This is a genomic window from Streptomyces sp. NPDC006643 (assembly GCF_042870175.1).
GTDB lineage: Bacteria > Actinomycetota > Actinomycetes > Streptomycetales > Streptomycetaceae > Streptomyces.
Genome location: NZ_JBIAHA010000007.1, coordinates 220540 through 242483 on the forward strand (window position 1 = coordinate 220540; position 21944 = coordinate 242483).

Consider the following 21944-nt stretch of genomic DNA (forward strand, 5'->3'; position numbering starts at 1 on the left):
GCGCCGCTGCCCATGTCCATGCCCGTGCTCATTTCCCAGCTCCTGCGGTACGGCTGCGAATGATCAGCCAGATCAGATACGGCGCCCCGATCGCGGCCGTGAGCACCCCCACGGGCAGTTCGGTGGGCGCGAACAGCTTGCGCGCGAACAGGTCGGCCAGCACCACGATCACCGCGCCGAGCAGGGCGGAGCACAGCAGCGGAATCTGTGCCGTACGTGTCATCCGCCGCGCGATCTGCGGTGCGAGCAGCGCCACGAAGTCCACCGGACCGGCCGTGCCGGTCGCCACGGACGCGAGTACGACGCCGAGCAGGACGAGCCCGAGCCGTACATGCCCCAGGCGTACGCCGAGCGCGGTGGCGGTCCCGTCGTCCAGCGACACCGTGCGCTGGGCGTACGCCGCCCACGCCACCGCAGGCAGCAGGATCAGCAGCACCCAGCCGAGCGGCGCGGCCTCGTCCCAGCCGCGGCCGTTGAGCGACCCCGTCATCCACACCTGCGCCTGCTGGGCGACGAGATAGTCGCCCTTCGTCATGAAGAGCGTGGTCAGCGAGCGCAGCGCGATGGCGAAGCCGATGCCGATGAGGACGAAGCGGGTGGCGTGCAGCCCGCCGCGCCAGGCGAAGACGTACACGAGGACGGCCGCCAGCATGCCGCCCGCGACGGAGAGATACGGCAGGACGGCGAACGACGTGACGCCGTACGTCATCGCGAAGACCGTCAGCGCGCTCGCGCCCTGTGTGACACCGATGATGTCCGGGCTGGCCAGCGGATTACGGGCGACGGTCTGGATCAGGGCGCCCGAGACACCGAAGGCGGCGCCGACGAGCAGACCGACCACCATGCGCGGCAGCCGGAGCGTACCGACGACCAACTCGTCCGACGACGGCTGCCCGAGGATCACCTTCACCACCTCGGCGGGGGCGACGAAGCTCTCGCCGACGCTCAGGTACGCGACGCACGTCAGAGCGAGGAGTACCACGAGGGCGCCCGCGACGGCCGCCGCGCGCCGGTGCACGAGGAACGACACGCGCCGAGCGCCGAACCGGGTGCGTACGAGGGAGTATCCGGCCGGCCGCACCCCGGCGTGCGGTGCGCCGGCCTTCCGGCCGAGAGCCGTCGTGCCCGTGCCCGTGCCCGTGCCCGTGTCCGTACCCGTGCCTGTGCCCGTACTCACGCCGGTACCGCCTTCCTGCGTACGAGAGCGACCAGGAACGGCACACCCAGCAGCGCCGTCATCACACCCGCCGGCACCTCGCCCGGCGGGAACAGCACCCGCCCGAGCACATCGGCCGTCAGCAGCATCACCGGCCCGATCAGCGCGGCCATCGGCATCAGCCAGCGGTGGTCGTTGCCGACGATCGCCCGCGCGATGTGCGGGACGGCGAGGCCGACGAACGCGATCGGGCCCGCCGCCGCGACACCCACACCGACGAGTACGGTCGCGCCGACACCGCCCACGACGCGTACGGCTCCGACGTTCTGGCCGAGCCCCTTCGCGACGTCCTCGCCGAGCGCGAGCGCGTCGAGCCCGCGCGCCACGCTCACCACCAGCACCGTGCCGACGACGAGGAACGGCCAGACCTGGCCGACGAGTTCGCCGTCCCGGCCCGCGACCGACCCCACCTGCCAGAAGCGGAACTCGTCGAGCGCGGCGGCCCGCGTCGTCAGGATGCCCATCGTCACCGACACCAGGAGCGCGTTGATCGCGGCGCCGCCGAGGGCGAGTTTGACCGGTGTCGCACCGCCCCTGCCGCGCGTGGCGATCGCGTACACCGCGACCGACGCGACGGCGGCCCCGGCGAAGGCGAACCACACGTATCCGGTCAGCGTGTGCACCCCGGCGAACGCGATGGCCATGACCACACCGACCGCCGCGCCCTGGCTGATACCGAGGATGCCGGGGTCGGCGATCGGATTGCGGGTGATGCCCTGGAGGACCGTACCGGCGAGTGCGAGCGCGGCGCCGACCATCAGGCCGATGACGGTACGGGGCACCCGCAGCTGCCGTACGACCTCGGCGTCCTCGCCGTGCCCCCCGCCCAGCAGGGCGTCCAGCACGGCGCTCGGCGCGACGGCGCGGGCCCCGACGGCGAGGCTGAGCAGGACCGCCAGCAGCAGGGCCACGGCCGCGACGGCCGTCCAGCCGGTACGGCGGGCGACGAGGGCGCGTCTGGTGCGGTGGGTCGTCGGGGCGGCGGCTGGCATCGGGACCAATCGGATACTGGGCTCGGAGGGAGAGCGGAGAGGCTTGGTAAGGCTTGGCTAAGTCTATGCGTCGAGTTCCGGCCACAGTCCGGCGGATGGGTCCAGGCACAATGCCTGTATGACTTCGCTCCCGGACGCGCGGCCGCTGACCGTCGGTTTCGACCTCGACATGACCCTCATCGACTCCCGGCCCGGCATCCACGCCGCCTATCTCGCGCTCTCGGCCGAGACCGGCGTCCCGATCGACGCCGACCTGGCCGTGACCAGGCTCGGCCCGCCGCTCGACGAGGAACTGGCGCACTGGTTCCCGGCGCACCGCATCGCCGAGATGGGCGACCGGTACCGGGAGATCTATCCCACGCACGCCATCGCGCCGACGCTGCTGATGGCCGGTGCGCGCGAAGCCGTCGCCGCAGTCCAGGCGCTCGGCGGGCGGGCGATCGTGGTGACGGCGAAGCACGAGCCGAACGCCAAGCTGCACCTCGCGCACCTCGGTGTCGAACCGGACGCGGTGATCGGCTGGCTGTGGGCGGAAGCGAAGGCGGAGGCGCTGCGCGCGCACGGCGCGAGCGTGTACGTGGGGGATCACACCGGCGATGTACGGGGCGCCCGCACGGCGGGCGCGCTCTCGGTCGCGGTGCCGACGGGCCCCTGCGACGAGGAGGAACTGCGGGCGGCGGGCGCCGAGGTGGTCCTGCCGGACCTGCTGGCGTTCCCGGCGTGGCTGCGGTCCTACACGAGCGGATCGGCCGGCGCCGACCTGGCCTGACGGCGCTGCGCGGCGATCGACCGGAGCAGTCCGGCCCCGGCGATCACGAAGCCGACGCCCATCAGCATGGAGAGCGCGTACGCGATCGTCGGGAACGGATCCGTCCCGAGGAACAGCGGGGCCACCGTGACCAGCGTGGCCACCGCGCCGACGATGAAAACGATCGCGCCGACACGAACCAGCCGATCGCCGGGACCGGCCGTGTCGGCGGTGGGTGCGGCCGTGTCGGCGGCGGGTCCGGCCGTGGGTGATGAAGGAGTAGCAGTCACTCGGCCAGGGTAGTTCCCTGCGGACAGGAACCAACCGGCGACGTCTTGTCACCAGCCCCTGGACCATTAGCCTTGGGTTTGGCGGGTCGTCCGACCCGCTGTAGTGCTATCCAGAGCCGTTTTTGAGCGCGCCAGCGCCCCCAACACATATGAGGACGAGGACAGACGTGCCTACCGGCCAGGTCAAGTGGTTCAACCGTGAGAAGGGCTTCGGCTTTCTCTCCCGTGACGACGGCGGCGACGTCTTCGTCCACTCATCGGTCCTCCCTGCCGGAGTCGACGCACTGAAGCCGGGCCAGCGCGTCGAGTTCGGCGTCGTCGCCGGTCAGCGCGGTGACCAGGCCCTCTCGGTCACCGTTCTCGACCCCGCCCCCTCGGTGGCGGCGGCCCAGCGCCGTAAGCCCGACGAACTGGCGTCGATCGTCCAGGACCTGACCACCCTGCTGGAGAGCATCACCCCCGTGCTGGAGCGTGGGCGTTACCCGGACAAGGCCCAGGGCGCGAACATCGCGGGCCTGCTCCGCGCGGTCGCGGACCAGCTCGACGTCTGACCCCCGGCGGGCTCGCCGCGCTCGCCGCGGGCTCAGTAGCGCAGCGGCTCGCTCAGCTCCACCGCGCGCAGCGCCGCGGCGAGTGACCGCGCGTCGCCCACGTCCACGGCGGTGTCCGCGAACTTGATGACGTGCTCGTCGCCGTGGGCCAGGGCCCGTTCCAGGACCTCCTCGGCGGTGACGCCGGCGGCCGGTGCGTACGGGACCGGCTCCGGCGGCGCGTACATCGACGTCACCGCCGCCGAGGCCGTCCACGCCGCGTGCAGGCTCGGCACCCACAGCTGGCGCGGCAGGGCCGGCAGCGTACGCAGCACGGCGTTCGGCGCCGTCGCCGCGTGGACCAGCATCGTCGGATTGCCGTGGCCGTGGGTCGCGTAGCGGCGCGTCGACGCGCCGACCAGCTCGGTGAGCCGGCGCCGCGCCTCGTCCGGGTCGGTCACGTCGGCCGACCAGACCGGCAGCCGGTCGACCCGTGCGAGTCGGTCCGTGAAGCCGCCGTCGAGGTCGCCGATCGGGGGTACGGCGTCCAGCGCGCCGTCGGCGTCGGGGGCGCCGGGGAGCGGGGCGACCCCGGAGACCGGGTGGTGCCGGGCGGCCCAGTAGCCGAGGCCGTGGGCGAGTTCGGCGAGGCGCGGCGCCGTCTCGCCGCTGCCGGTGATCACGCGTACGGCGTGGCCGACGCGGATCACGGGATGCGTGGAGCCGCCGTACATGCCGGGCAGCAGCCGGGGCCACCACTCGGCGAGTACGTCGCGCCAGGGCCGCTCCTCGATCGCGCGCAGGAAGTAGCCGATCCAGTCGGCGCCCCGGCGTGAATCACCCAGCGCCTCGCGCCAGTTGGCGTCGGTGACGGGGGACACCGGATCGGGGAAGTCGTCGAGCCTCTCCTCGTACGCGTCCAGCCAGCGGTGCACGGACGCCGACCGGCCGTGCGTGGCCAGTGCTTCGACGACCATGGGGGCGTGGTTGGTCAGGCGCCAGTCGTAGATCTCCGGGCCCGAGGCGTGCAGCCGCTCCAGGGCTTCTTCCAGGACACCGCTCGTGTTCGCTTCGTTGGGCATGCGGACGACGCTAGGCCGCCGGGCTCCGGCCGCGTATCGGCCGCGCGGACCAACCCCGCGGCGCTCGGGCCTAGGACCGAAGTCCGAAGTCCGAGTGCCGAGGCCCTGACCGGAGCCCTGACCGGAGTCCTGACCGGAGTCCTGTCCGGTCCGGTCAGCCGAACGTCAGCGCGTCGGGGGAGAGCGAGGGGACCAGGCCCTCCGTCGCCGCGCGGGTGAGGAGGCCGCGTACCGCCGCGTACCCGTCCGGGCCCAGATCGGCGGTGAACTCGTTGACGTACAGCGCGATGTGCTGGTCCGCGACCGCCGGGTCCATCTCCTGCGCGTGGGCGCGCACGTACGGGCGTGACGCCTCCGGGTCGTCCCACGCCATACGTACCGACGTACGCGCCGAGTCCGCCAACGCCTGAAGCGTGTCCGTCCCCAGATTGCGCTTGGCGATGATCGCGCCCAGCGGGATCGGCAGGCCCGTCGTGGACTCCCAGTGCTCGCCCATGTCGGCGAGCCGGTGCAGCCCGTACTCCTGGTAGGTGAAGCGCGCCTCGTGGATGACGAGCCCCGCGTCGACCTTGCCGTCGCGCACCGCCGGCATGATCTCGTGGAAGGGCATGACCACGATCCGGCCCACCCCGCCGGGCAGGACCTCCGCCGCCCACAGCCTGAACAGCAGGTAGGCGGTGGACCGTTCGGACGGTACGGCGACGGTCCCGCCGGTCAGGTCGGCGCCCGGCTCGCGGGTCAGGACCAGCGGACCGTTGCCCCGGCCGAGCGCGCCGCCGCACGGCAGCAGGGTGTACTCGTCGAGGACCCACGGCAGCACGGCGTACGACACCTTCAGCACGTCCAGCTCACCGCGCTCCGCCATGCCGTTGGTGATGTCGATGTCGGCGAACGTCACGTCCAGCTCGGGCGCGCCGGGCACCCGGCCGTGCGCCCACGCGTCGAAGACGAACGTGTCGTTGGGGCAGGGCGAGTACGCGATCCGCAGGGGCGGAGTGGCGGTGTGCCTCACGGTGTCTGCCATGGCGACTCCTCGAAGACGGGGCTGAGTTGCTGGAAGGCGTACCGCAGCGCGTCCAGCGCCGGGCCGATGCGCCAGGCCGAACGGTCGCGCGGGCCGACGGCGTTGGAGATCGCGCGGATCTCCAGCACCGGCACGGAGTACATCGCCGCGGCCTCCGCGACGCCGAAACCCTCCATGGCCTCGGCGGCGGCGCGCGGGTGACGCGCGGTCAGTTCGGCGGTACGGGACGCCGATCCGGTCACGGTGGAGACGGTCAGCACCGGGGCGAGCACCGCGTCAAGGAGTCCGGCGATCCGGGCGGCCTGCTCCGGGGGCGGGCGGTGGACGGTGCGGCCGAAGCCCAACTCGTCCACCGGGACGAAGCCTTCGGGTGTCTCGGCGCCCAGGTCGGCGGCGACGATCGCGTCCGCCACCACCAACGAGCCGACGGGGGCGAGCGGTTGGAACCCGCCGCCGATACCGGCGGAGACGACCAGGTCGTACGGCGCGGAGGCGGCGGAGGCGAGGGCCAGGGCCCGCGCCGTACCGGAGGCCGCCGCGGCGGGACCGACCCCGGCCGCCAGTACGTCCACGGCGTCGAGCCCGCCCGAGGCCGCGTCGACCGCGTCGACCGCGTCGACCGCGTCGGCCTCGGCGGACACGGCGGTCACCACCAGTACGCGCACGAACGCCCCTCCCACAGCAGGTCAGGTCAGGTCGGGACCGGATCAGGACCGGGTCGGGACCGGATCGGGACTGGATCAGGTCAGGGACTTGTTCTTCAGCTCGAAGTTCCAGACCCCGGTCACGGCCCGCTCCTTCTCGCTCGTCTCGACGATGCTGAGATTCACCGTCTTGATCGGCTCACCGGACTGCGACGAGAAGAACGCGCTGGCCGGGAAGGTGCGGTAGGTGTTCTTGTCCGGCTGTGGCTCGGCCCGCTGGCCCTCGATGTAGAAGGTCCAGCCGTTGTCGGCGATCTCCGGGTCGACACCGAAGTGGATCTTGTCGTCGGGGGAGACGGTGATCGACTTCCGGCCGTCCGTGTTGTTGAGGCACGTCTTCAGCTGCGCCTCCCCGCCCAGCGACTTGCCGTCGTTGTAACAGGTCGCCTCGGAGTGCACGGAGTCCGTACCGACCGTCAACGTCGCGAGCGGCGTCGGCTTGTCGCAGGCCGAGAGGGCGAGCAGGCCCGCGGACATGGCGCCGAGCGCGACACCGGTCCGGCGGGCCCTGGCAGAGATAAACTGGGCGGTCATGAGCCGAAGGCTATCGCCCGGCCGACCTCACGCGACGCGCGGGTGCGGCGCGCCGTGCCGGGCCGCACCCAGCAGCCCCCGTACCGAGAACACCGCCCCGGTCGCCACCAGACCGGCCGCCACCGACATGCCCAGCACCCCGTTGAGCGGCAGGGCGATACCGATCGCGCCGCCCACCACCCAGGACATCTGAAGCAGCGTCTCGGAGCGCGCGAAGGCCGACGTACGGACCTCCTCCGGTACATCGCGCTGGATGCACGCGTCCAGCGACAGCTTCGACAGCGCCTGCGAGAAACCGGCCACCGTGCCGAGCACCGCGACCATCAGCCCGCCGAAGAACACCGCCGCGAGGATCGCCGCCGTGAGCGCCAGCCCCAGCACGGTCACGATGATCAGCTCGGGGGCGCGGGCCTTGAGCCATGCGCCCACCGCCGTACCGACCGCGTTGCCCGTACCGGCGGAGACACCCACGATGGCCAGCGAAACGGCGGCGCTCTGCCCCGCCAGCGGATGCTGCCGCAGCAGGAACGCCAGGAAGAAGATCAGAAAGCCGGAGAGCGCGCGGTGCGCCGCGTTCGCCTGGAGGCCGTTGAAGACGGACGGGCCGACCGAGCGCAGGCTCGGCCGCTGCGGCTTCTTGCCCGCGCGCCCCACCAGCTGCACCCGGCGCTCGCCCTTCGCGGAGTCCACCTTCGGCGGCATCGTGAACGCCAGGAAAGTGCCCGCGATGAAGATCACGAACGCGCCGTAGAGCGGCCACTGGGGCCCGATCTGATGGAGGCCGGCCCCGATCGGGGCCGCCGCACCCGTCGCGAGCAGTCCCGCGAGCGTCACCCGGGAGTTCGCCCGGACCAGTGGGAACTTCGGTGGCAGCAGACGTGGGACGACGGCGCTGCGGACGACCCCGTACGCCTTCGAGGCGACGAGCACGCCCAGGGCGGCCGGATACAGCTCAAGGCCTCCCGTCGCGACCGCGCCCGACATGGTCAGCGCGAGCAGCGCCCGGGTCAGCATGGCGCCCGCCATCGCCGCGCGGCGGCCGTGCGGCAGGCGGTCCAGGAGCGGGCCGATCACCGGGGCCAGGAGGGTGAAGGGGGCCATCGTGACGGCCAGGTAGAGAGCGACCCGGCCACGGGCCTCGTCGGTCGGTACGGAGAAGAACACCGTCGACGCGAGGGCGACGGTGATCATGACGTCACCCGCGCCGTTCACGGCGTGCAGCTCGATCAGCCTGCCGAGACCGGACTCACCCGCGCCGTGCGCGTGCGTGGCCTTACGGATGCCCTTCGCGGTGCCGGTGAACGGCAGGTGCAGGGCACGACCCACCGACCGGCCCGCTCTGCGGAACGGCCCGGACTCCTCCGACGACCTGACGGCTGCCACCCCGTCATAGTGCCCCCACTTCGGGTGAGGGAACGTCCGCGACGTCGCTGACGCGCTGACTTCGGCTGTTCTTCTCATTACTTTGCCGAGATTTCACGGCGTGTCCCGCCGCCCCCTCCACCACCCGTGCCAGGGCTTTCGAACACGCTCGCACCCCCTCCGGGCTGCCCGAACTCCGGGAAAGGGGGCGTGCAGGTGGGCGCCGGGCGGTGGAGAGGGTAGCGTGCGTAGCGCGCCACCGGCGGTTGTTCTCGGCCGCGCGCCTCTTCGTCATCCCGCAGAATGGTTGACGGTAGGTGTGCCCGAGAGAGGTCGGGCGTGGACGTCGATGCGGCCCTCTGGTCCGCTCCGCCCGCGGCTCGTACATCGCAAATCGGCCGGCGCACCCGTGAAACGGCGTAGGAGAGAAGCGAGACCTGTGAGTGCTGCGACGACTCGAAGCCGAACCCCCGACCGCCTGTGCGCCGAGGCGGTAGACCTCGCGAGGTCGGCAGCCGAGGAGGCTGCCGCGCCCGGCGTCGTCGGCGAGCATGTGGCGGCGGTGTCCGAAGGTGACCGCGTCGTCACCCATCTCTTCGAATGCAAGGAGATCGGCTACCGCGGCTGGCGCTGGGCGGTGACCGTCGCCCGCGCGTCCCGCTCCAAGCTCGTCACCCTTGACGAAACGGTGCTGCTGCCCGGCCCCGACTCCCTCCAGGCACCCGAATGGGTGCCGTGGAGCGACCGGCTGCGCCCCGGCGACATGGGCCCCGGCGATCTGCTGCCGACCGAGGCGGCGGATCTGCGCCTGGAGCCCGGCTACAGCGGCGAGGACGCGCCCCCGCCGAACTCCGTCGTGACGGACGCGGTCACGCCGCAGGCCCTGGCCGAGCTGGTCGAGGCGGAGGACATCGAGGTCGCCGCGGAGCCGGATCGCGACGACTCCACACCCCTCACCGAGCGCGGCACGATCGCGTCGGTCGCCGAGGAACTGGGCATGCGCCGGGCCAGAGTGCTCTCCCGGTACGGCCTCCACATCGCGGCCGACCGCTGGGACGAGGCGTTCGGCGCGAAGACCCCCATGGCCCAGGCGGCGCCCGCGCCCTGCGTCTCCTGCGGCTTCCTGCTGCCGCTCGCGGGCTCACTGCGGCAGGCCTTCGGCATCTGCGCGAACGAGTTCTCGCCGGCGGACGGCCGGGTGGTCTCCCTGGCCTACGGCTGCGGCGGCCACTCGGAGGCAGCGATCATGCCCACCCCACCCCGCCCGGCGCCACACGTACTGGACGAACTGGGCGCGGACGCGTTCCCCCTGGGCCCGTCGGGGGACACGACCTAGCCCGGCGCTGCGGTACACCCGACGCCGCATCCCGGACACAACGAGGGAAAGCGCCTCCGGGCGTGGTGATGGCTTGAGACGATGGGGTGTACGGGAGTTCACATAGACGGGGGAGGTACATGTGAACGCGAGTCCGGGCGCTCCAACACCGCAGGGGGGCGGACCACAGCCACAGCAGCCGCCCGCCGTGCCGCCGATGCCGGCCGTGCCTCCGCAGATCCCGCCCCAGCCCCGGCCTCCGTCTCCGCTGCGTAGCAGGTACAACGTGGCGACGTTAGTGATCCTGCCGGCGGTCTGTGCGCTCGCCATCTGGATCGTGCAGGGCGGCTGGACCTGGTTATGGAGCGAGGTCAAGGGGCCGTCCGGGGTGACGGTGCACAGTGCCGGGGTCGGGGGGTGCGTGCCCAGCTATCTCGACGCTTCGCTGGACGAGGCGAAGAAGATGGAGCGGGAGACGCCGGAGACCGACCTGGTCAGCAGTCAGGGCGTGCCGGTGTACGTGGGCGAGAAACCCACTGCGGACATGGTTCTGACGTTGCAGGCGAAGACCGCTCAGGCCGTCGTCGTCACCGGCCTACAGATCAAGATCCTTTCCAGTAAGCCCCTTCCCGAGTCCGGGATGATGATCACCCCCGAGGGGTGCGGGGGCCCCATGATCCCCCGCAAGTTCGAGATCGGTCTCACCAAGTCGCCCGTCTCGGTCGACCCCATCGCACCCGACAGCGGTGAGCTCGTGGACTTCCCGCTCAAGGTCGCCGACAGCGATCCGGAAGAGTTGGAACTTCACCTCGCCCCCGGTGACCGGGACATACGGTTCACCGTCGCCGTGGAGTGGGTCGCCGACGGGGAGGGCGGCAGCACCGTGATGGACAACGGCGGGCGCGGATATCGCGTGATGGGGAAGCCGGATCTGCCCACCTACGCACCGAAAGACCTGTACTAGTCACCCGGACCCCCACCCCGCCGGACGCGCCCCGCGCGGTACGTTCGGGCCCGCACACTTACCGAGTAGTGGACCGGTAGGCGGACGGACAGAGTGGAGTCACAGGGTGAGCGTCACGACGACCGAGGGGGCCGATCCGTTCGGAACGGGTCGGCTGCGGCGTGCGGTGCTGGACTCGTGGGCCGCGGGCGCCGCGCGGTTTCGGGAGGACGCCAACGCCGAGGAGGATCTGGCGCTCGGCGGGTACCGGGACCGGCTGATCGTCGAGTTGGCGCAGAACGCCGCCGACGCCGCCGGCCGGGCCGGTGTCGCCGGGCGGCTCCGGCTCACCCTGCGGGCGGCCACCGCCGAGGAGCCCGCCGTGCTCGTGGCCGCCAACACCGGGGCCGCCCTCGACGCGGCCGGGGTCGAATCCCTCAGTACGCTGCGGGCCTCCGCCAAGCGGGAGGGGCACGAGTCCGCCGTCGGGCGGTTCGGGGTCGGGTTCGCCTCCGTCGTCGCCGTCAGTGACGAGCCCGCCGTCGTCGGGCGGCACGGCGGTGTCCGCTGGTCGCTCGCCGAGGCGCGCGGCCTGGCGCGGGAGGCCGCCGAGGGGAGCCCGGGGCTCGGCGACGAGCTGCGCCGGCGGGACGGGCATGTGCCGCTGCTGCGCCTGCCGCTGCCCGCCGAGGGCAGCGCGCCCGAGGGGTACGACACCGTCGTCATCCTGCCCCTGCGGGACGGCACCGCGCTCGATCTGGTGGAGCGGCTGCTCGCCGGGATCGATGACGCGCTGCTGCTGACCCTGCCGGGCCTTGACGAGATCGTGGTCGAAACCCCGGACGAGGAGCGCGTGTTGAGGCGCGCCGTCCACGGGGCGTATGTGCATGTGGAGGACAGCCGGGCAACCGAGGTGCGGCGCTGGCGGGTTGTCAGCCGGCACGGGGCCACCGAGCCCGCGCTGCTCGAAGGCCGGCCCGTCGAGGAACGTCTGCGGCCCCACTGGGCCGTCACCTGGGCCGTGCCCGTGGACGACGAGGGCGCGCCGGTCCCGCCCCGTACCGCACCCGTCGTGCACGCCCCCACCCCGACCGACGAACCCCTCGGCGTGCCCGCTCTGCTGATCGCCTCGCTGCCGCTGGACACCACCCGGCGGCACCCCGCGCCCGGACCACTCACCGACTTCCTCGTGGAGCGGGCCGCCGAGGCGTACGCCGAACTGCTCGGTGACTGGCTGCCGGTGTCCACCGGCACCATCGACCTCGTACCGGGGCCGCTCGGCAAGGGGGAGCTGGACGGGCTGCTGCGGGCCGCGATCCTTCAGCGGCTGCCGCGTGTCGCGTTCCTCGAACCGGCCGCCCCCAGCGAGGAGTTGACCGCGCTGCGGCCCTTCGAGGCGGAGGTCGTGGAGGGCGCGGGCGCCGACACCGTACGCGTACTGGCCGAGGTGCTGCCCACGTTGCTGCCCGCCGGGCTCGAACGCCGCGCCGAGCTGCGGTCCCTGGCGGTGGGCCGGCTGTCGCTGGGCGACGCCATCGAGCGCATCGGCGGCAGCGAGCGCGCCCCCGAGTGGTGGCGGCGGCTCTACGAGTCGCTGGCCGGCGTCGACCCGGACCGGCTGTCCGGGCTGCCGGTGCCGCTGGCGAGCGGTCGTACGGCCATCGGCCCCCGCCGGGTCCTGCTGCCGCTCGACGAGACGCCCGCCGACCTGGCCAGGCTCGGTCTGAAGGTGGCGCACCCCGACGCCGCCCACCCGCTGCTGGAGAAGCTGGGCGCGCTGCCCGCGACCCCGCGCGCCGTGCTGACGACTCCCGAGGTACGGGCCGCGGTCGCCGCCTCGCTGGACGCGGGCGAGGTGTGGGACGAGGAACAGGGCCTGGACGCCGAGGAGTTGGCCGAGACCGTGCTCGCCCTCGTACGGGACGCGGACCTGGCGGTCGGTGACGAGCCGTGGCTGGCCGCCCTCGCCCTGCCCGACGAGGAGGGCGAACTCGCCCCCGCCGGCGAACTCGTCCTGCCCGGCAGCCCGTTCGCCGCCGTCATGCGCGAGGACGAACTCGCCCTGTGCGACGCCGACCTGGCCGAACGCTGGGGGCAGCAGCCGCTCGCCGCCTGCGGGGTGCTGGCCAACTTCACCCTCGTACGCGCCACGGACGTCGTCCTGGACCCCGACGAACTGGAGCCGCGCGACGGCGACTTCGCCGAGCCGGACGACGCCGGACTGCTGGACGCCGTCGACGTCTGGTGCGAGGACGTCCTGGACCGGCTGCCCGAGACCCCCGTGCCGCCCGTCGCCACGGAGATCGTCGCCGTACGCGATCTGGACCTGGTGGACGACGACGCCTGGCCGCAGGCGCTCGCCCTGCTGGCGCAGCCCCCGCTGCGCGACGCGCTCACCGCGCCCGTACGCGTCCTGCTGCCCGACGGCACGACCGAGAGCGTGCGCTCGTACACCGCCTGGTGGCTGCGCGACCACCCGGTGCTCGACGGGCGCCGCCCGGCCGGTCTGCGCGCGGCGGGCGGCGATCCGCTGCTGAGCGGGCTGTACGACTCCGTGGACGCGTCCGGTTTCGAGGACACGCAAGTGCTGCGCGCGCTGGGCGTACGGACCTCGGTCGCCGCCCTGCTGGACGAACCGGGCGGCGCCGCCGAGCTGTTGGGACGCCTGGCCGATCCGGATCGGGACGTGACCGCCCGCCAACTGCACGCCCTCTACACCGCCATCGCCGACCTCGACCCCGAACAGGTCACCCTGCCCGACGAGTTGCGCGCCGTCGTGGACGGCGAGGTGCGGATCGTGGACGCGGCGGACGCCGTGATCGCCGACGTCCCCGACCTGCTGCCGCTGGCCGGCGGACTGCCCCTGCTGCCGGTGGCCCCGGCGCGCGCCGCCGACCTCGCGGAGCTGTTGCAGGTCGGGCGGCTCGGCGAGAGCGTCACGGCGGAGGTGACGACGGCGGGCGAGGAGTACGAGGTGCCGGAGTCCGTCCACGTACTGCTCGGCGCGGGCACCCCCGACACATACGTCGAGCACGAGCGACTGCTGGCGGGCGGCGTGGAGCTGGACTGGCGGCGTACCCCGGACGGCACGGTCCACGCGGCCACCGTGGAGGGCGTCGCCGCCGGGCTCGCGTGGGCGGCGGGGCAGTGGCCGCGCCGCTTCGAGGTGGCCGCGCTGCTGGAGGACGCGTCGCGTACGGAGGAACTGGCGCGGGACCGCTGGTTCGACTGACGACGCCGACGACGGCGGACGGCCGGTTCGGCCGGTTCGGACGGCGCGGCGGAAGGTGTGACAGGAGGTGCGATCTTCACGGAAGTCGCACCTCCTGTACAACCATTCCCTCTTGACTCACGTCTTACGGGTGAGCCACCAGGTTCACTGACAAATGGGGAAATGCAATGCGAATCCGTGCCACTGTTGCCGTCGCGACCGGTGCCCTGGCTCTCTCCGCCCTCGCCGTGCCGGCCGGCCACGCCGCTCCCGCGAGCGACCGTCCGGGCGTGCCCGCCTACGGCTCCGCCACGCACCAGGGCGCCGCCGCCGCGCCGAAGGGCAAGGCCAGGGCGGCTGTTGACGCCCCGGTGATCAGCAAGGTCGTGGTGAACGGTGGCAAGCCCATCGTCATCGGCACCACCGCCGTCAAGAAGGTCGCCGTCTCGATCACCGCGTCGCACCCGTCCGGTATCCGTGACGCCGACGCGATCATCTGGCTCGGTTCCAGCCTCGACAGCCCCGACGCCTTCGGCTTCGGCGCCACCGCCCCGTTCACGTGCAAGGCCGCGAGCGCGACCACCTCCACCTGCACGCAGAACATCGAGATCGACCCGATCTGGCTCATCAACAGCGACACCAGGAGCTGGAACGTCGGTGCCTGGACCCAGTCGAAGGACGGCGTCGGCACCCAGAACGACAAGTTCACCAAGACGAGCCTCCAGCGGCTGTCCAGGCTGGACGTCAACGCCGCCCCGGAGCCGGTGAAGAAGGGCGGCACGATCACGGTCACGGGCAAGCTGTCCCGCGCCAACTGGGAGACGGGTACGTACAAGGGTTACGCCACGCAGTCCGTGCAGCTCCAGTTCCGTAAGAAGACCAGCAGCACGTACTCCACGGTCAAGACGGTGAAGACGTCCAACACCGGCACGCTGAAGACCACCACGAAGGCCACCGTGGACGGCTACTGGCGCTGGAACTTCGCCGGCACGTCGACCACCCCGGCGATCATCCCGGCCGGCGACTTCGTCGACGTGAAGTAGTCCGAAGCAGTCCGAGCGTTCTCGTACGCCTCGTACGCCTCGTACGGCTCGTACGAAGGGCCCCGCGCACCACGCGCGGGGCCCTTTCGTCGCCCGGGGCCTACGCCGGGTACTTCCGGTCCACCAGCCGCCACGCCGCCTCCAGCAGCACCGCGCCCACGCCCGCGATCGCCACCGCCGTCCACGGCAGCGTCGTGCCCACCAGTTTCAGCGCGAAGAAGCTCTGGAGCGCCGGCACGACCAGCACCACCAGGAAGAGGAACCCCATCGCCAGCACCAGCCCCACCCGCCACCAGGTGTAGGGCCGGGCGATGATCACCAGCACCCACATCGAGACCAGGAACAGCGTCAGCGTCGCCGCGCTCGTCTCGGCCGCCAGCGAGCCCGAGCCGCTGTAGTGCGAGCGGGCCAGCAGATAGGTGGTGAACGTGGTGGCGGCGGCGACGATGCCGCTGGGGATCGAGTACCGCATCACGCGGCGTACGAAGTTGGGCCGGGCGCGTTCCTTGTTCGGGGCCAGCGCCAGGAAGAACGCCGGGACGCCGATCGTGAGCGTGGAGATCAGTGTCAGATGCCGGGGCAGGAACGGGTACTCCACCTGCGTGCACACCACCAGGATGGCCAGCAGCACGGAGTAGACGGTCTTCGTCAGGAACAGCGTCGCGACGCGCGTGATGTTGCCGATCACCCGGCGGCCCTCGGCCACCACCGAGGGCAGTGTGGCGAAGCTGTTGTTCAGGAGCACGATCTGGGCGACCGCCCGCGTCGCCTCCGACCCGGACCCCATCGCGACGCCGATGTCCGCGTCCTTCAGCGCGAGTACGTCGTTCACGCCGTCACCGGTCATCGCGACCGTATGGCCGTTCGACTGGAGCGCGCCCACCATCTCGCGCTTCTGCTGCGGACTGACCCGGCCGAAGACGGACGCCGAGTCGAGCGCCTGTGCCATCTCGCTCTGTTCGCCGGGGAGTTGGCGTGCGTCGACCGTACGGTCCGCGCCCGGCAGCCCCAGCTTCGCGGCCACCGCGCCGACCGAGACCGCGTTGTCGCCGGAGATCACCTTCGCGGCGACGTCCTGGTCGGCGAAGTACGTGAGGGTCTCGGCGGCGTCCGGGCGCAGCCGCTGTTCCAGTACGACCAGGGCCGTCGGCACCGCGCCGTCCGTCACCTCGGGCGCGTCGAGAGGGCCGGCGCCGTCGACGCGGGCCAGCAGGAGCACGCGCAGTCCCTGCTCGTTGAGGGTGTCGATCTCCAGGAGCGTGGGATCGCCCTCCGGCAGCAGGACGTCGGGCGCGCCCAGGAGCCAGCTGACGGGGCCGCCGTCCGCCTCGGCGTGCCCGTCGGCGTCGCCCGCGAACGTGGCGCCGCTGTACTTGCGGGCGGACGAGAACGGCAGCGCCGCCGTGGCGTGCCACCCCGACTCGTCCGGATAGGCGTCGATGATCGCCTGGAGGCTGGCGTTGGGCCGGGGGTCGGAGGCGCCGAGGGCGCCGAGCACCTTGCGTACGTGAGCCTCGTCGCTGCCGTTCAGGGGCCGCAGCTCGGTGACGTCCATGCCGCCCTCGGTGAGCGTGCCCGTCTTGTCGAGGCAGACGACGTCGACGCGGGCCAGGCCCTCGATCGCGGGCAGCTCCTGCACGAGGCACTGCTTGCGGCCGAGGCGGATGACGCCGATCGCGAAGGCGACCGACGTCAGCAGGACCAGGCCCTCGGGGATCATCGGGACGATGCCGCCGATGGTCCGGGCGACGGAGTCCTTGAAGTTGTTCTCCTTGACGACGAGCTGGCTGATGATCAGCCCGATCGCCGTCGGGACCATCATCCACGTCACGTACTTCAGGATCGTGCTGATGCCGGTGCGCAGTTCGGACTGGACGAGCGTGAAGCGCGAGGCCTCCTCGGCGAGTTGGGCCGCGTACGCCTCCCGTCCCACCTTCGTCGCCCGGAACGCGCCGCCGCCCGCGACCACGAAACTGCCCGACATCACCGTGTCGCCGGGGCGCTTGAGCACCGGGTCGGCCTCACCGGTCAGCAGTGACTCGTCGACCTCCAGATTGTCGGCCTCGACGATCTCGCCGTCCACGACGACCTTGTCGCCGGGGCCGAGTTCCACGACGTCGCCGAGGACGATCTCGGAGGTGGAGATCCCCGCCGCGACGCCGTCGCGCCGGACGACCGGCTTGGCCTCGCCGATCACGGCCAGACCGTCGAGCGTCCTCTTGGCGCGCAGCTCCTGGATGATGCCGATGCCGGTGTTGGCGATGATCACGAAGCCGAAGAGGCTGTCCTGGATCGGCGCGACCAGCAGGATGATCGCCCAGAGGATCCCGATGAGCGCGTTGAAACGGGTGAAGACGTTGGCACGGACGATCTCGCCGGTGGAGCGGCTGCTGCGGACGGGTACGTCGTTGACCTCGCCCCGCGCGACCCGCTCGGCCACCTCGGCGGCGGTCAGCCCGGTGGCCCGGCCGCCGGGTGCCGGCAGCTCCCGCGGGTGGACGGGGTCCAGCTCCGCCCCCGCGTCGATGGGGTGGCCGTGTGGCTCGCCGCCGCCGGTGCCGATCTTCGCCCGCTGAGTCATGAGGTCGACGTTACGGCGGTCAGGGGGCGTTCACCCGCCGGGACCCCGAAGATCCGACCGAGGTACGAGAGCTGGTGACCGCAAGTCCACCCACGGCACTACGGCTGTACGTCTGGGGCGCCGGCCGTACGTCCGCCCCTACGGCTATGCGCCCGCGTCCGCCCCGTCCGCGTCCGCGTCCGCCCGCGCGCGCTTGATGGCGGCGTCGCGCCTGCGGACGTACCAGATGCCGATCAGCCCGAGCCCGGCACCGGCCAGACAGGTCCACAGCCACCAGAGGTGCCCGTGGTCGTCGAACCAGCCGTAGAAGGGGAGCTGCACCAGGAAGAGGACGAACCAGATGACGGTGCCACCGACGATGGTCGGGACGATCGGCCCCTCCAGGGGCTCGGGTGCCTCGTGCGTCGGGGTCCATTTGGCCATGGCGTCAGTCTATGCGGGCGGTCGCGGGCGCCTGCCGCCACCGCCGCTCGCCCGGTGTCCCTGGGCTCTACGCGCGGAGATAGCGATCACTGAGCCATCTGTTCATACTGAAACGGTTTTGCGAATGGCCTGTTCTGTTCGTTCGAACATCCAGATCCGGCATCCAGTGATCACCCACGACTGAGGTTGCGCATGCCCGTGCAGGACTCCGTACAGGACAAGGCCCCCGTCCCGGTCGGCGGAATCGACCGCTTCTTCAAGATCTCGGAGCGCGGCTCCACCGTCGCCCGCGAGGTGCGCGGCGGCTTCGCCACCTTCTTCGCGATGGCCTACATCATCGTGCTGAACCCGATCATCCTCGGCAGCGCCAAGGACATGTACGGCCATCAGCTCGACGGCGGCCAGCTGGTCACCGCCACCGTCCTGACCGCCGCCTTCGCCACGCTCCTGATGGGTGTCATCGGCAATGTGCCGATCGCGCTCGCCGCCGGGCTCGGCGTGAACACGGTCGTCGCGCTCCAGCTCGCCCCCAGGATGAGCTGGGCCGACGCGATGGGCATGGTCGTCCTGGCCGGTTTCCTGGTGATGCTGCTGGTCGCGACCGGGCTGCGGGAGAGGGTGATGAACGCCGTCCCGACCAGCCTCCGCAAGGGCATCGCCATCGGTATCGGCCTCTTCATCCTGCTGATCGGCCTGGTCGACTCCGGCTTCGTCACCCGTATCCCGGACGCCGCCCACACCACCGTGCCGCTCCAGCTCGGCTCGGACGGACACCTCAACGGGTGGCCCGTGCTGGTCTTCGCGCTCGGCGCGCTCCTCACCCTCGTACTGATCGTCCGCAAGGTGGCCGGCGCGATCCTGATCTCGATCGTGGCGATGACGGTCGTGGCGCTCGTCATCGAGGCGGTCGCCGATGTGCCGAGCTGGGGACTGACCACCCCGAAGTGGCCGGGCAACCCCGTGGCGAGCCCGGACTTCGGGCTGTTCGGCGACTTCAGTCTCTTCGGCGGCTTCGGGAAGGTCGGCATCCTCACCGGTGTGCTGTTCGTCTTCACCGTGCTGCTGTCCACGTTCTTCGACGCGATGGGCACGATCCTCGGTGTCGGCGACGAGGCGAAGCTGATGGACGAGAAGGGGCGGCTGCCCGGTATCAACCGGGTGCTGTTCGTGGACGGCATCGCCGTCGCGTCCGGCGGTGCGACCTCGTCCTCCGCCACCACCTGCTTCGTGGAGTCCACGGCGGGTGTCGGCGAGGGCGCGAGGACCGGACTGGCGTCCGTCGTGACGGGCGCGCTCTTCTCGCTGGCGCTGTTCCTCACACCGATCGCGACGATGGTGCCGTCCCAGGCGGCGACACCCGCGCTGCTGGCGGTCGGCTTCCTGATCCTCGCCGGATCGGTCCGGGACATCGACTGGACCGACTACACCGTCGCCATTCCCGCGTTCCTCGCGATGGTGACCATGCCGTTCACGTACTCGATCACCAACGGCATCGGTATCGGCTTCATCACCTTCAGCGTGCTACGGCTGGCGGCGGGCCGGGGCCGTGAGGTGCCGGCGGCGATGTACGTCGTGTCGGCGGTCTTCGTCTTCTACTACGCGATGCCGGCGCTGGGTCTGACGTAGTCACACCGGGGCTACGGCGCCGCTCAAGCGGCGCCGTAGAACCTCTCCGTCTCGTCGACGGACGCCCGGAAGCGTTCGTCGAAATCGTCGCGCATGAGCGTCCCGACCACATAGTCCTGGACGCTCATTCCGCGTCTGGCCGCGTGCTGCCGGAGCCGGTCGAGCAGCTCACCGTCTATCCGCAGGCTGAGCACTGTCGATCCCATGCCGACCAGGGTCGGGGGCGGACGCGGGCCGTGGTGTGACTTTCCGCGTCCGTCTCACTCGTACGAGTGAGCTAGGGGCGCTCGATGTGTAGCGCGATGTGTGGGATCTGTGGGGTCCGGTGAGGGAGACGCGTTTTCCATTTTCCTTAGCTTAGGTAATGAGTTACGCTAAACAACATGCCTGACCTATCCCACGGTGACGACGCCGCCGCCGTGAACGCACTCCGCTCGGCCGTCATGCGGCTGGGACGGCGGCTCAAGCACCAGCGCGTCGACGAGTCACTGAGCCCGACCGAGATGTCGGTGCTCGGCACCCTCGCGCGCTGCGGCTCGGCCACCCCCGGCGAGCTGGCCCGCAAGGAGCACGTACAGCCGCCGTCGATGACGCGCATCGTCGCGCTCCTCGAAGCCAAGGGACTGGTCCGGCTGGAGCCGCACCCCGACGACCGCCGGCAGAAGGTGGTCACGTCGACCGAGCAGGCGGAGGCCATGCTCGAAGAGAGCCGCCGCAAGCGGAACGCGTGGCTGACCGCCGTAGCGGAGGGGCTGGACGAGGACGAGTGGGCCAAACTCCGGGCGGCGGCGCCGGTGCTGGAGAAGCTCGCGCATCTGTAACCACCCATGACCCTGGGCCATCTTCGGCCCGCACAAGCGCCACGAGCGCGGAGAAACGTTGTCAGAGCCGAGGAGGCGAACCAACTTTGAGTACGGGATCCGGAGCAGACTCCGCCCCCGCACCAACCACCCCCGACCCCGTTCAACAGACCGCACAGCCCCGCACGAGCATGTTCAGCTCGCTGAAGATCCGTAACTACCGGCTCTTCGCCACCGGACAGGTCGTGTCGAACACCGGCACCTGGATGCAGCGCATCGCCCAGGACTGGCTGGTGCTCACCCTCACCGGGTCCTCGACGGCCGTCGGTATCACCACGGCCCTGCAATTCCTGCCGATGCTGCTCTTCGGCCTGTACGGCGGTGTCATAGCCGACCGGTGCAACAAACGCACCCTGCTGCTCGCCACCCAGGCCGCCATGGGAATCACCGGCCTCGCACTCGCGGCGCTCACCCTCAGCGGTCAGGTCCAGGTCTGGCACGTGTACGCCACGGCCTTCGTACTCGGCCTGGTCACGGTGGTCGACAACCCGGCGCGGCAGTCGTTCGTGCACGAGATGGTCGGCCCCGACCAACTGCGCAACGCCGTCAGCCTCAACTCCGCCAACTTCCAGTCCGCCCGGCTCGTCGGCCCGGCCGTCGCCGGTGTGCTGATCACCGCCGTCGGCAGCGGCTACGCGTTCCTCCTCAACGGACTCTCCTTCATCGCCCCCCTCACCGGTCTGCTGCTGATGCGCACGGCCGACCTGCACAAGGCCGTGGTGACGCCGCGCGGCAAGGGCCAGCTGCGGGAGGGGCTGCGTTACGTCGCGGGCAAGCCGGAGCTGATCTGGCCGATCGTCCTGGTCGGCTTCATCGGCACGTTCGGCTTCAACTTCCCGATCTGGCTGTCCGCGTTCGCGGACGACGTGTACCACGCGGGCGCCGGTACGTACGGCCTGCTCAACACCCTGATGGCGGTCGGCTCCCTGATCGGCGCCCTGCTCGCGGCCCGCCGGGGCACCTCCCGGATGCGGCTGCTGGTCGCGGCGGCGGTCATGTTCGGCGTGCTGGAGATCGTGGCCGCGTTCGCGCCGACGTTCTGGGTCTTCGCGGCGCTGCTGGTACCGGTCGGCATGTTCGGCCTGACGGTCAACGTCACGGCCAACTCCAGCATCCAGATGGCCACGGACCCGGCCATGCGGGGCCGGGTGATGGCCCTGTTCATGATGGTCTTCACGGGTGGTACGCCCCTGGGCGCCCCGCTCGTCGGCTGGGTCACCGACACCTACGGCGCGAGGGTCGGCTTCGCGGCGGGCGGCGCGGTCGCGGCGCTGGCGGCGATCGGCGTGGGCGTGATGCTCGCCCGGGTCGGCGACCTGCGCGTCAAGATAGACCTGCGGAAGGGGCGTCCGCATGTGACGTTCGTACCGAAGGAGCGGTCACTGGCGACGGCGACGGCCGCGTGAGCGGGGGCGGGGGCGCGACTGTCGGCGGTGGGGCGGTCAGTCCCGGGGGAACTC

At 71.5% G+C, this 21944-nt stretch carries 20 protein-coding genes; 9 read left to right on the forward strand and 11 right to left on the reverse strand.

Annotated elements, in window-relative coordinates; genetic code table 11:
• Positions 1-28: 28 nt before the first annotated feature.
• Entirely contained in the window at positions 29-1081 is a 1053-nt protein-coding gene (locus ACFYNU_RS12365; protein ID WP_356587433.1) for an iron ABC transporter permease, read from the reverse strand.
• A gap of 92 nt (positions 1082-1173) precedes the next feature.
• Positions 1174-2208 carry an iron ABC transporter permease gene (locus ACFYNU_RS12370; RefSeq protein ID WP_356587128.1) on the reverse strand — a complete coding sequence of 345 codons (1035 nt, stop codon included), beginning with the start codon at positions 2206-2208 and terminating at the stop codon, positions 1174-1176.
• Positions 2209-2326: 118 nt separating this feature from the next.
• Here ACFYNU_RS12370 and ACFYNU_RS12375 point away from each other — a divergent pair, with 118 nt between their 5' ends.
• Positions 2327-2977 carry a haloacid dehalogenase-like hydrolase gene (locus tag ACFYNU_RS12375; RefSeq protein WP_356587126.1) on the forward strand — a complete coding sequence of 217 codons (651 nt, stop codon included), beginning with the start codon at positions 2327-2329 and terminating at the stop codon, positions 2975-2977.
• Here the strand turns inward: ACFYNU_RS12375 and ACFYNU_RS12380 are convergent.
• Complete coding sequence (locus ACFYNU_RS12380; RefSeq protein ID WP_388766006.1) at positions 2941-3246, reverse strand: hypothetical protein; 306 nt, start codon at positions 3244-3246, stop codon at positions 2941-2943. The genes ACFYNU_RS12375 and ACFYNU_RS12380 overlap by 37 nt on opposite strands.
• A gap of 167 nt (positions 3247-3413) precedes the next feature.
• Here ACFYNU_RS12380 and ACFYNU_RS12385 point away from each other — a divergent pair, with 167 nt between their 5' ends.
• Entirely contained in the window at positions 3414-3797 is a 384-nt protein-coding gene (locus ACFYNU_RS12385) for a cold-shock protein (protein WP_356587124.1), read from the forward strand.
• A gap of 32 nt (positions 3798-3829) precedes the next feature.
• Here the strand turns inward: ACFYNU_RS12385 and ACFYNU_RS12390 are convergent, their stop codons facing one another.
• The 5 genes from ACFYNU_RS12390 to ACFYNU_RS12410 all read right to left on the reverse strand — a co-directional run bounded on the left by ACFYNU_RS12390 (position 3830) and on the right by ACFYNU_RS12410 (position 8503).
• Positions 3830-4858, reverse strand: coding sequence for a questin oxidase family protein (locus ACFYNU_RS12390; RefSeq protein WP_356587122.1), 1029 nt, complete (start codon positions 4856-4858; stop codon positions 3830-3832).
• Between the two features lie 154 nt (positions 4859-5012).
• Positions 5013-5882: a 1,4-dihydroxy-6-naphthoate synthase gene (locus tag ACFYNU_RS12395; protein ID WP_356587120.1), complete on the reverse strand. Its 870-nt coding sequence runs from the start codon at positions 5880-5882 to the stop codon at positions 5013-5015.
• Complete coding sequence (locus ACFYNU_RS12400) at positions 5867-6547, reverse strand: futalosine hydrolase (protein WP_356587118.1); 681 nt, start codon at positions 6545-6547, stop codon at positions 5867-5869. The genes ACFYNU_RS12395 and ACFYNU_RS12400 overlap by 16 nt, the downstream gene beginning before the upstream one ends.
• Positions 6548-6622: 75 nt before the next feature.
• A complete protein-coding gene (locus ACFYNU_RS12405; RefSeq protein ID WP_356587116.1) occupies positions 6623-7120 on the reverse strand; it encodes a DUF2771 domain-containing protein in 498 nt (165 codons plus the stop codon).
• Between the two features lie 27 nt (positions 7121-7147).
• A complete protein-coding gene (locus ACFYNU_RS12410) occupies positions 7148-8503 on the reverse strand; it encodes an MFS transporter (RefSeq protein ID WP_356587114.1) in 1356 nt (451 codons plus the stop codon).
• Positions 8504-8921: 418 nt separating this feature from the next.
• Between ACFYNU_RS12410 and ACFYNU_RS12415 the strand changes: the two genes are divergently transcribed.
• The 4 genes from ACFYNU_RS12415 (at position 8922) to ACFYNU_RS12430 (ending at position 14994) form a co-directional block, all read left to right on the forward strand.
• On the forward strand, positions 8922-9818 hold the full coding sequence (locus tag ACFYNU_RS12415; protein ID WP_356587112.1) for a DUF3027 domain-containing protein: 897 nt from the start codon (positions 8922-8924) through the stop codon (positions 9816-9818).
• Positions 9819-10083: 265 nt separating this feature from the next.
• Positions 10084-10761, forward strand: coding sequence for a hypothetical protein (locus ACFYNU_RS12420; protein ID WP_356587110.1), 678 nt, complete (start codon positions 10084-10086; stop codon positions 10759-10761).
• A gap of 106 nt (positions 10762-10867) precedes the next feature.
• On the forward strand, positions 10868-13972 hold the full coding sequence (locus tag ACFYNU_RS12425) for a sacsin N-terminal ATP-binding-like domain-containing protein (RefSeq protein ID WP_356587108.1): 3105 nt from the start codon (positions 10868-10870) through the stop codon (positions 13970-13972).
• A gap of 167 nt (positions 13973-14139) precedes the next feature.
• Positions 14140-14994 (forward strand): DUF5707 domain-containing protein, encoded by an 855-nt coding sequence (locus tag ACFYNU_RS12430; RefSeq protein WP_356587106.1) that lies wholly within the window; start codon positions 14140-14142, stop codon positions 14992-14994.
• A gap of 100 nt (positions 14995-15094) precedes the next feature.
• Here the strand turns inward: ACFYNU_RS12430 and ACFYNU_RS12435 are convergent, their stop codons facing one another.
• A complete protein-coding gene (locus tag ACFYNU_RS12435; RefSeq protein ID WP_356587104.1) occupies positions 15095-17575 on the reverse strand; it encodes an HAD-IC family P-type ATPase in 2481 nt (826 codons plus the stop codon).
• A gap of 144 nt (positions 17576-17719) precedes the next feature.
• A complete protein-coding gene (locus ACFYNU_RS12440) occupies positions 17720-17998 on the reverse strand; it encodes a DUF2530 domain-containing protein (protein ID WP_356587102.1) in 279 nt (92 codons plus the stop codon).
• A 192-nt stretch (positions 17999-18190) separates the two neighbouring features.
• On the opposite strand from ACFYNU_RS12440, the gene ACFYNU_RS12445 reads away from it, so the two are divergent.
• Complete coding sequence (locus tag ACFYNU_RS12445; protein ID WP_356587100.1) at positions 18191-19624, forward strand: NCS2 family permease; 1434 nt, start codon at positions 18191-18193, stop codon at positions 19622-19624.
• Positions 19625-19647: 23 nt separating this feature from the next.
• Here the strand turns inward: ACFYNU_RS12445 and ACFYNU_RS12450 are convergent, their stop codons facing one another.
• Complete coding sequence (locus tag ACFYNU_RS12450) at positions 19648-19830, reverse strand: ribbon-helix-helix protein, CopG family (protein ID WP_354606068.1); 183 nt, start codon at positions 19828-19830, stop codon at positions 19648-19650.
• Positions 19831-20007: 177 nt separating this feature from the next.
• Here ACFYNU_RS12450 and ACFYNU_RS12455 point away from each other — a divergent pair, with 177 nt between their 5' ends.
• Positions 20008-20445 (forward strand): MarR family winged helix-turn-helix transcriptional regulator, encoded by a 438-nt coding sequence (locus tag ACFYNU_RS12455; protein ID WP_031231018.1) that lies wholly within the window; start codon positions 20008-20010, stop codon positions 20443-20445.
• Positions 20446-20531: 86 nt separating this feature from the next.
• Positions 20532-21890: an MFS transporter gene (locus tag ACFYNU_RS12460; RefSeq protein WP_356587097.1), complete on the forward strand. Its 1359-nt coding sequence runs from the start codon at positions 20532-20534 to the stop codon at positions 21888-21890.
• Positions 21891-21944 lie beyond the last annotated feature (54 nt).

What these genes read in the sequence shown, in the direction of transcription:
- ACFYNU_RS12455 (WP_031231018.1), top strand. Translation starts at nt 20,008, where the DNA reads ATGCCTGACCTATCCCACGGTGACGACGCCGCCGCCGTGAACGCACTC.
- ACFYNU_RS12375 (WP_356587126.1), top strand. Translation starts at nt 2,327, where the DNA reads ATGACTTCGCTCCCGGACGCGCGGCCGCTGACCGTCGGTTTCGACCTC.
- ACFYNU_RS12445 (WP_356587100.1), top strand. Translation starts at nt 18,191, where the DNA reads ATGCCCGTGCAGGACTCCGTACAGGACAAGGCCCCCGTCCCGGTCGGC.
- ACFYNU_RS12430 (WP_356587106.1), top strand. Translation starts at nt 14,140, where the DNA reads ATGCGAATCCGTGCCACTGTTGCCGTCGCGACCGGTGCCCTGGCTCTC.
- ACFYNU_RS12405 (WP_356587116.1), bottom strand. Translation starts at nt 7,120, where the DNA reads ATGACCGCCCAGTTTATCTCTGCCAGGGCCCGCCGGACCGGTGTCGCG.
- ACFYNU_RS12370 (WP_356587128.1), bottom strand. Translation starts at nt 2,208, where the DNA reads ATGCCAGCCGCCGCCCCGACGACCCACCGCACCAGACGCGCCCTCGTC.
- ACFYNU_RS12390 (WP_356587122.1), bottom strand. Translation starts at nt 4,858, where the DNA reads ATGCCCAACGAAGCGAACACGAGCGGTGTCCTGGAAGAAGCCCTGGAG.
- ACFYNU_RS12450 (WP_354606068.1), bottom strand. Translation starts at nt 19,830, where the DNA reads ATGGGATCGACAGTGCTCAGCCTGCGGATAGACGGTGAGCTGCTCGAC.
- ACFYNU_RS12435 (WP_356587104.1), bottom strand. Translation starts at nt 17,575, where the DNA reads ATGACTCAGCGGGCGAAGATCGGCACCGGCGGCGGCGAGCCACACGGC.
- ACFYNU_RS12395 (WP_356587120.1), bottom strand. Translation starts at nt 5,882, where the DNA reads ATGGCAGACACCGTGAGGCACACCGCCACTCCGCCCCTGCGGATCGCG.
- ACFYNU_RS12440 (WP_356587102.1), bottom strand. Translation starts at nt 17,998, where the DNA reads ATGGCCAAATGGACCCCGACGCACGAGGCACCCGAGCCCCTGGAGGGG.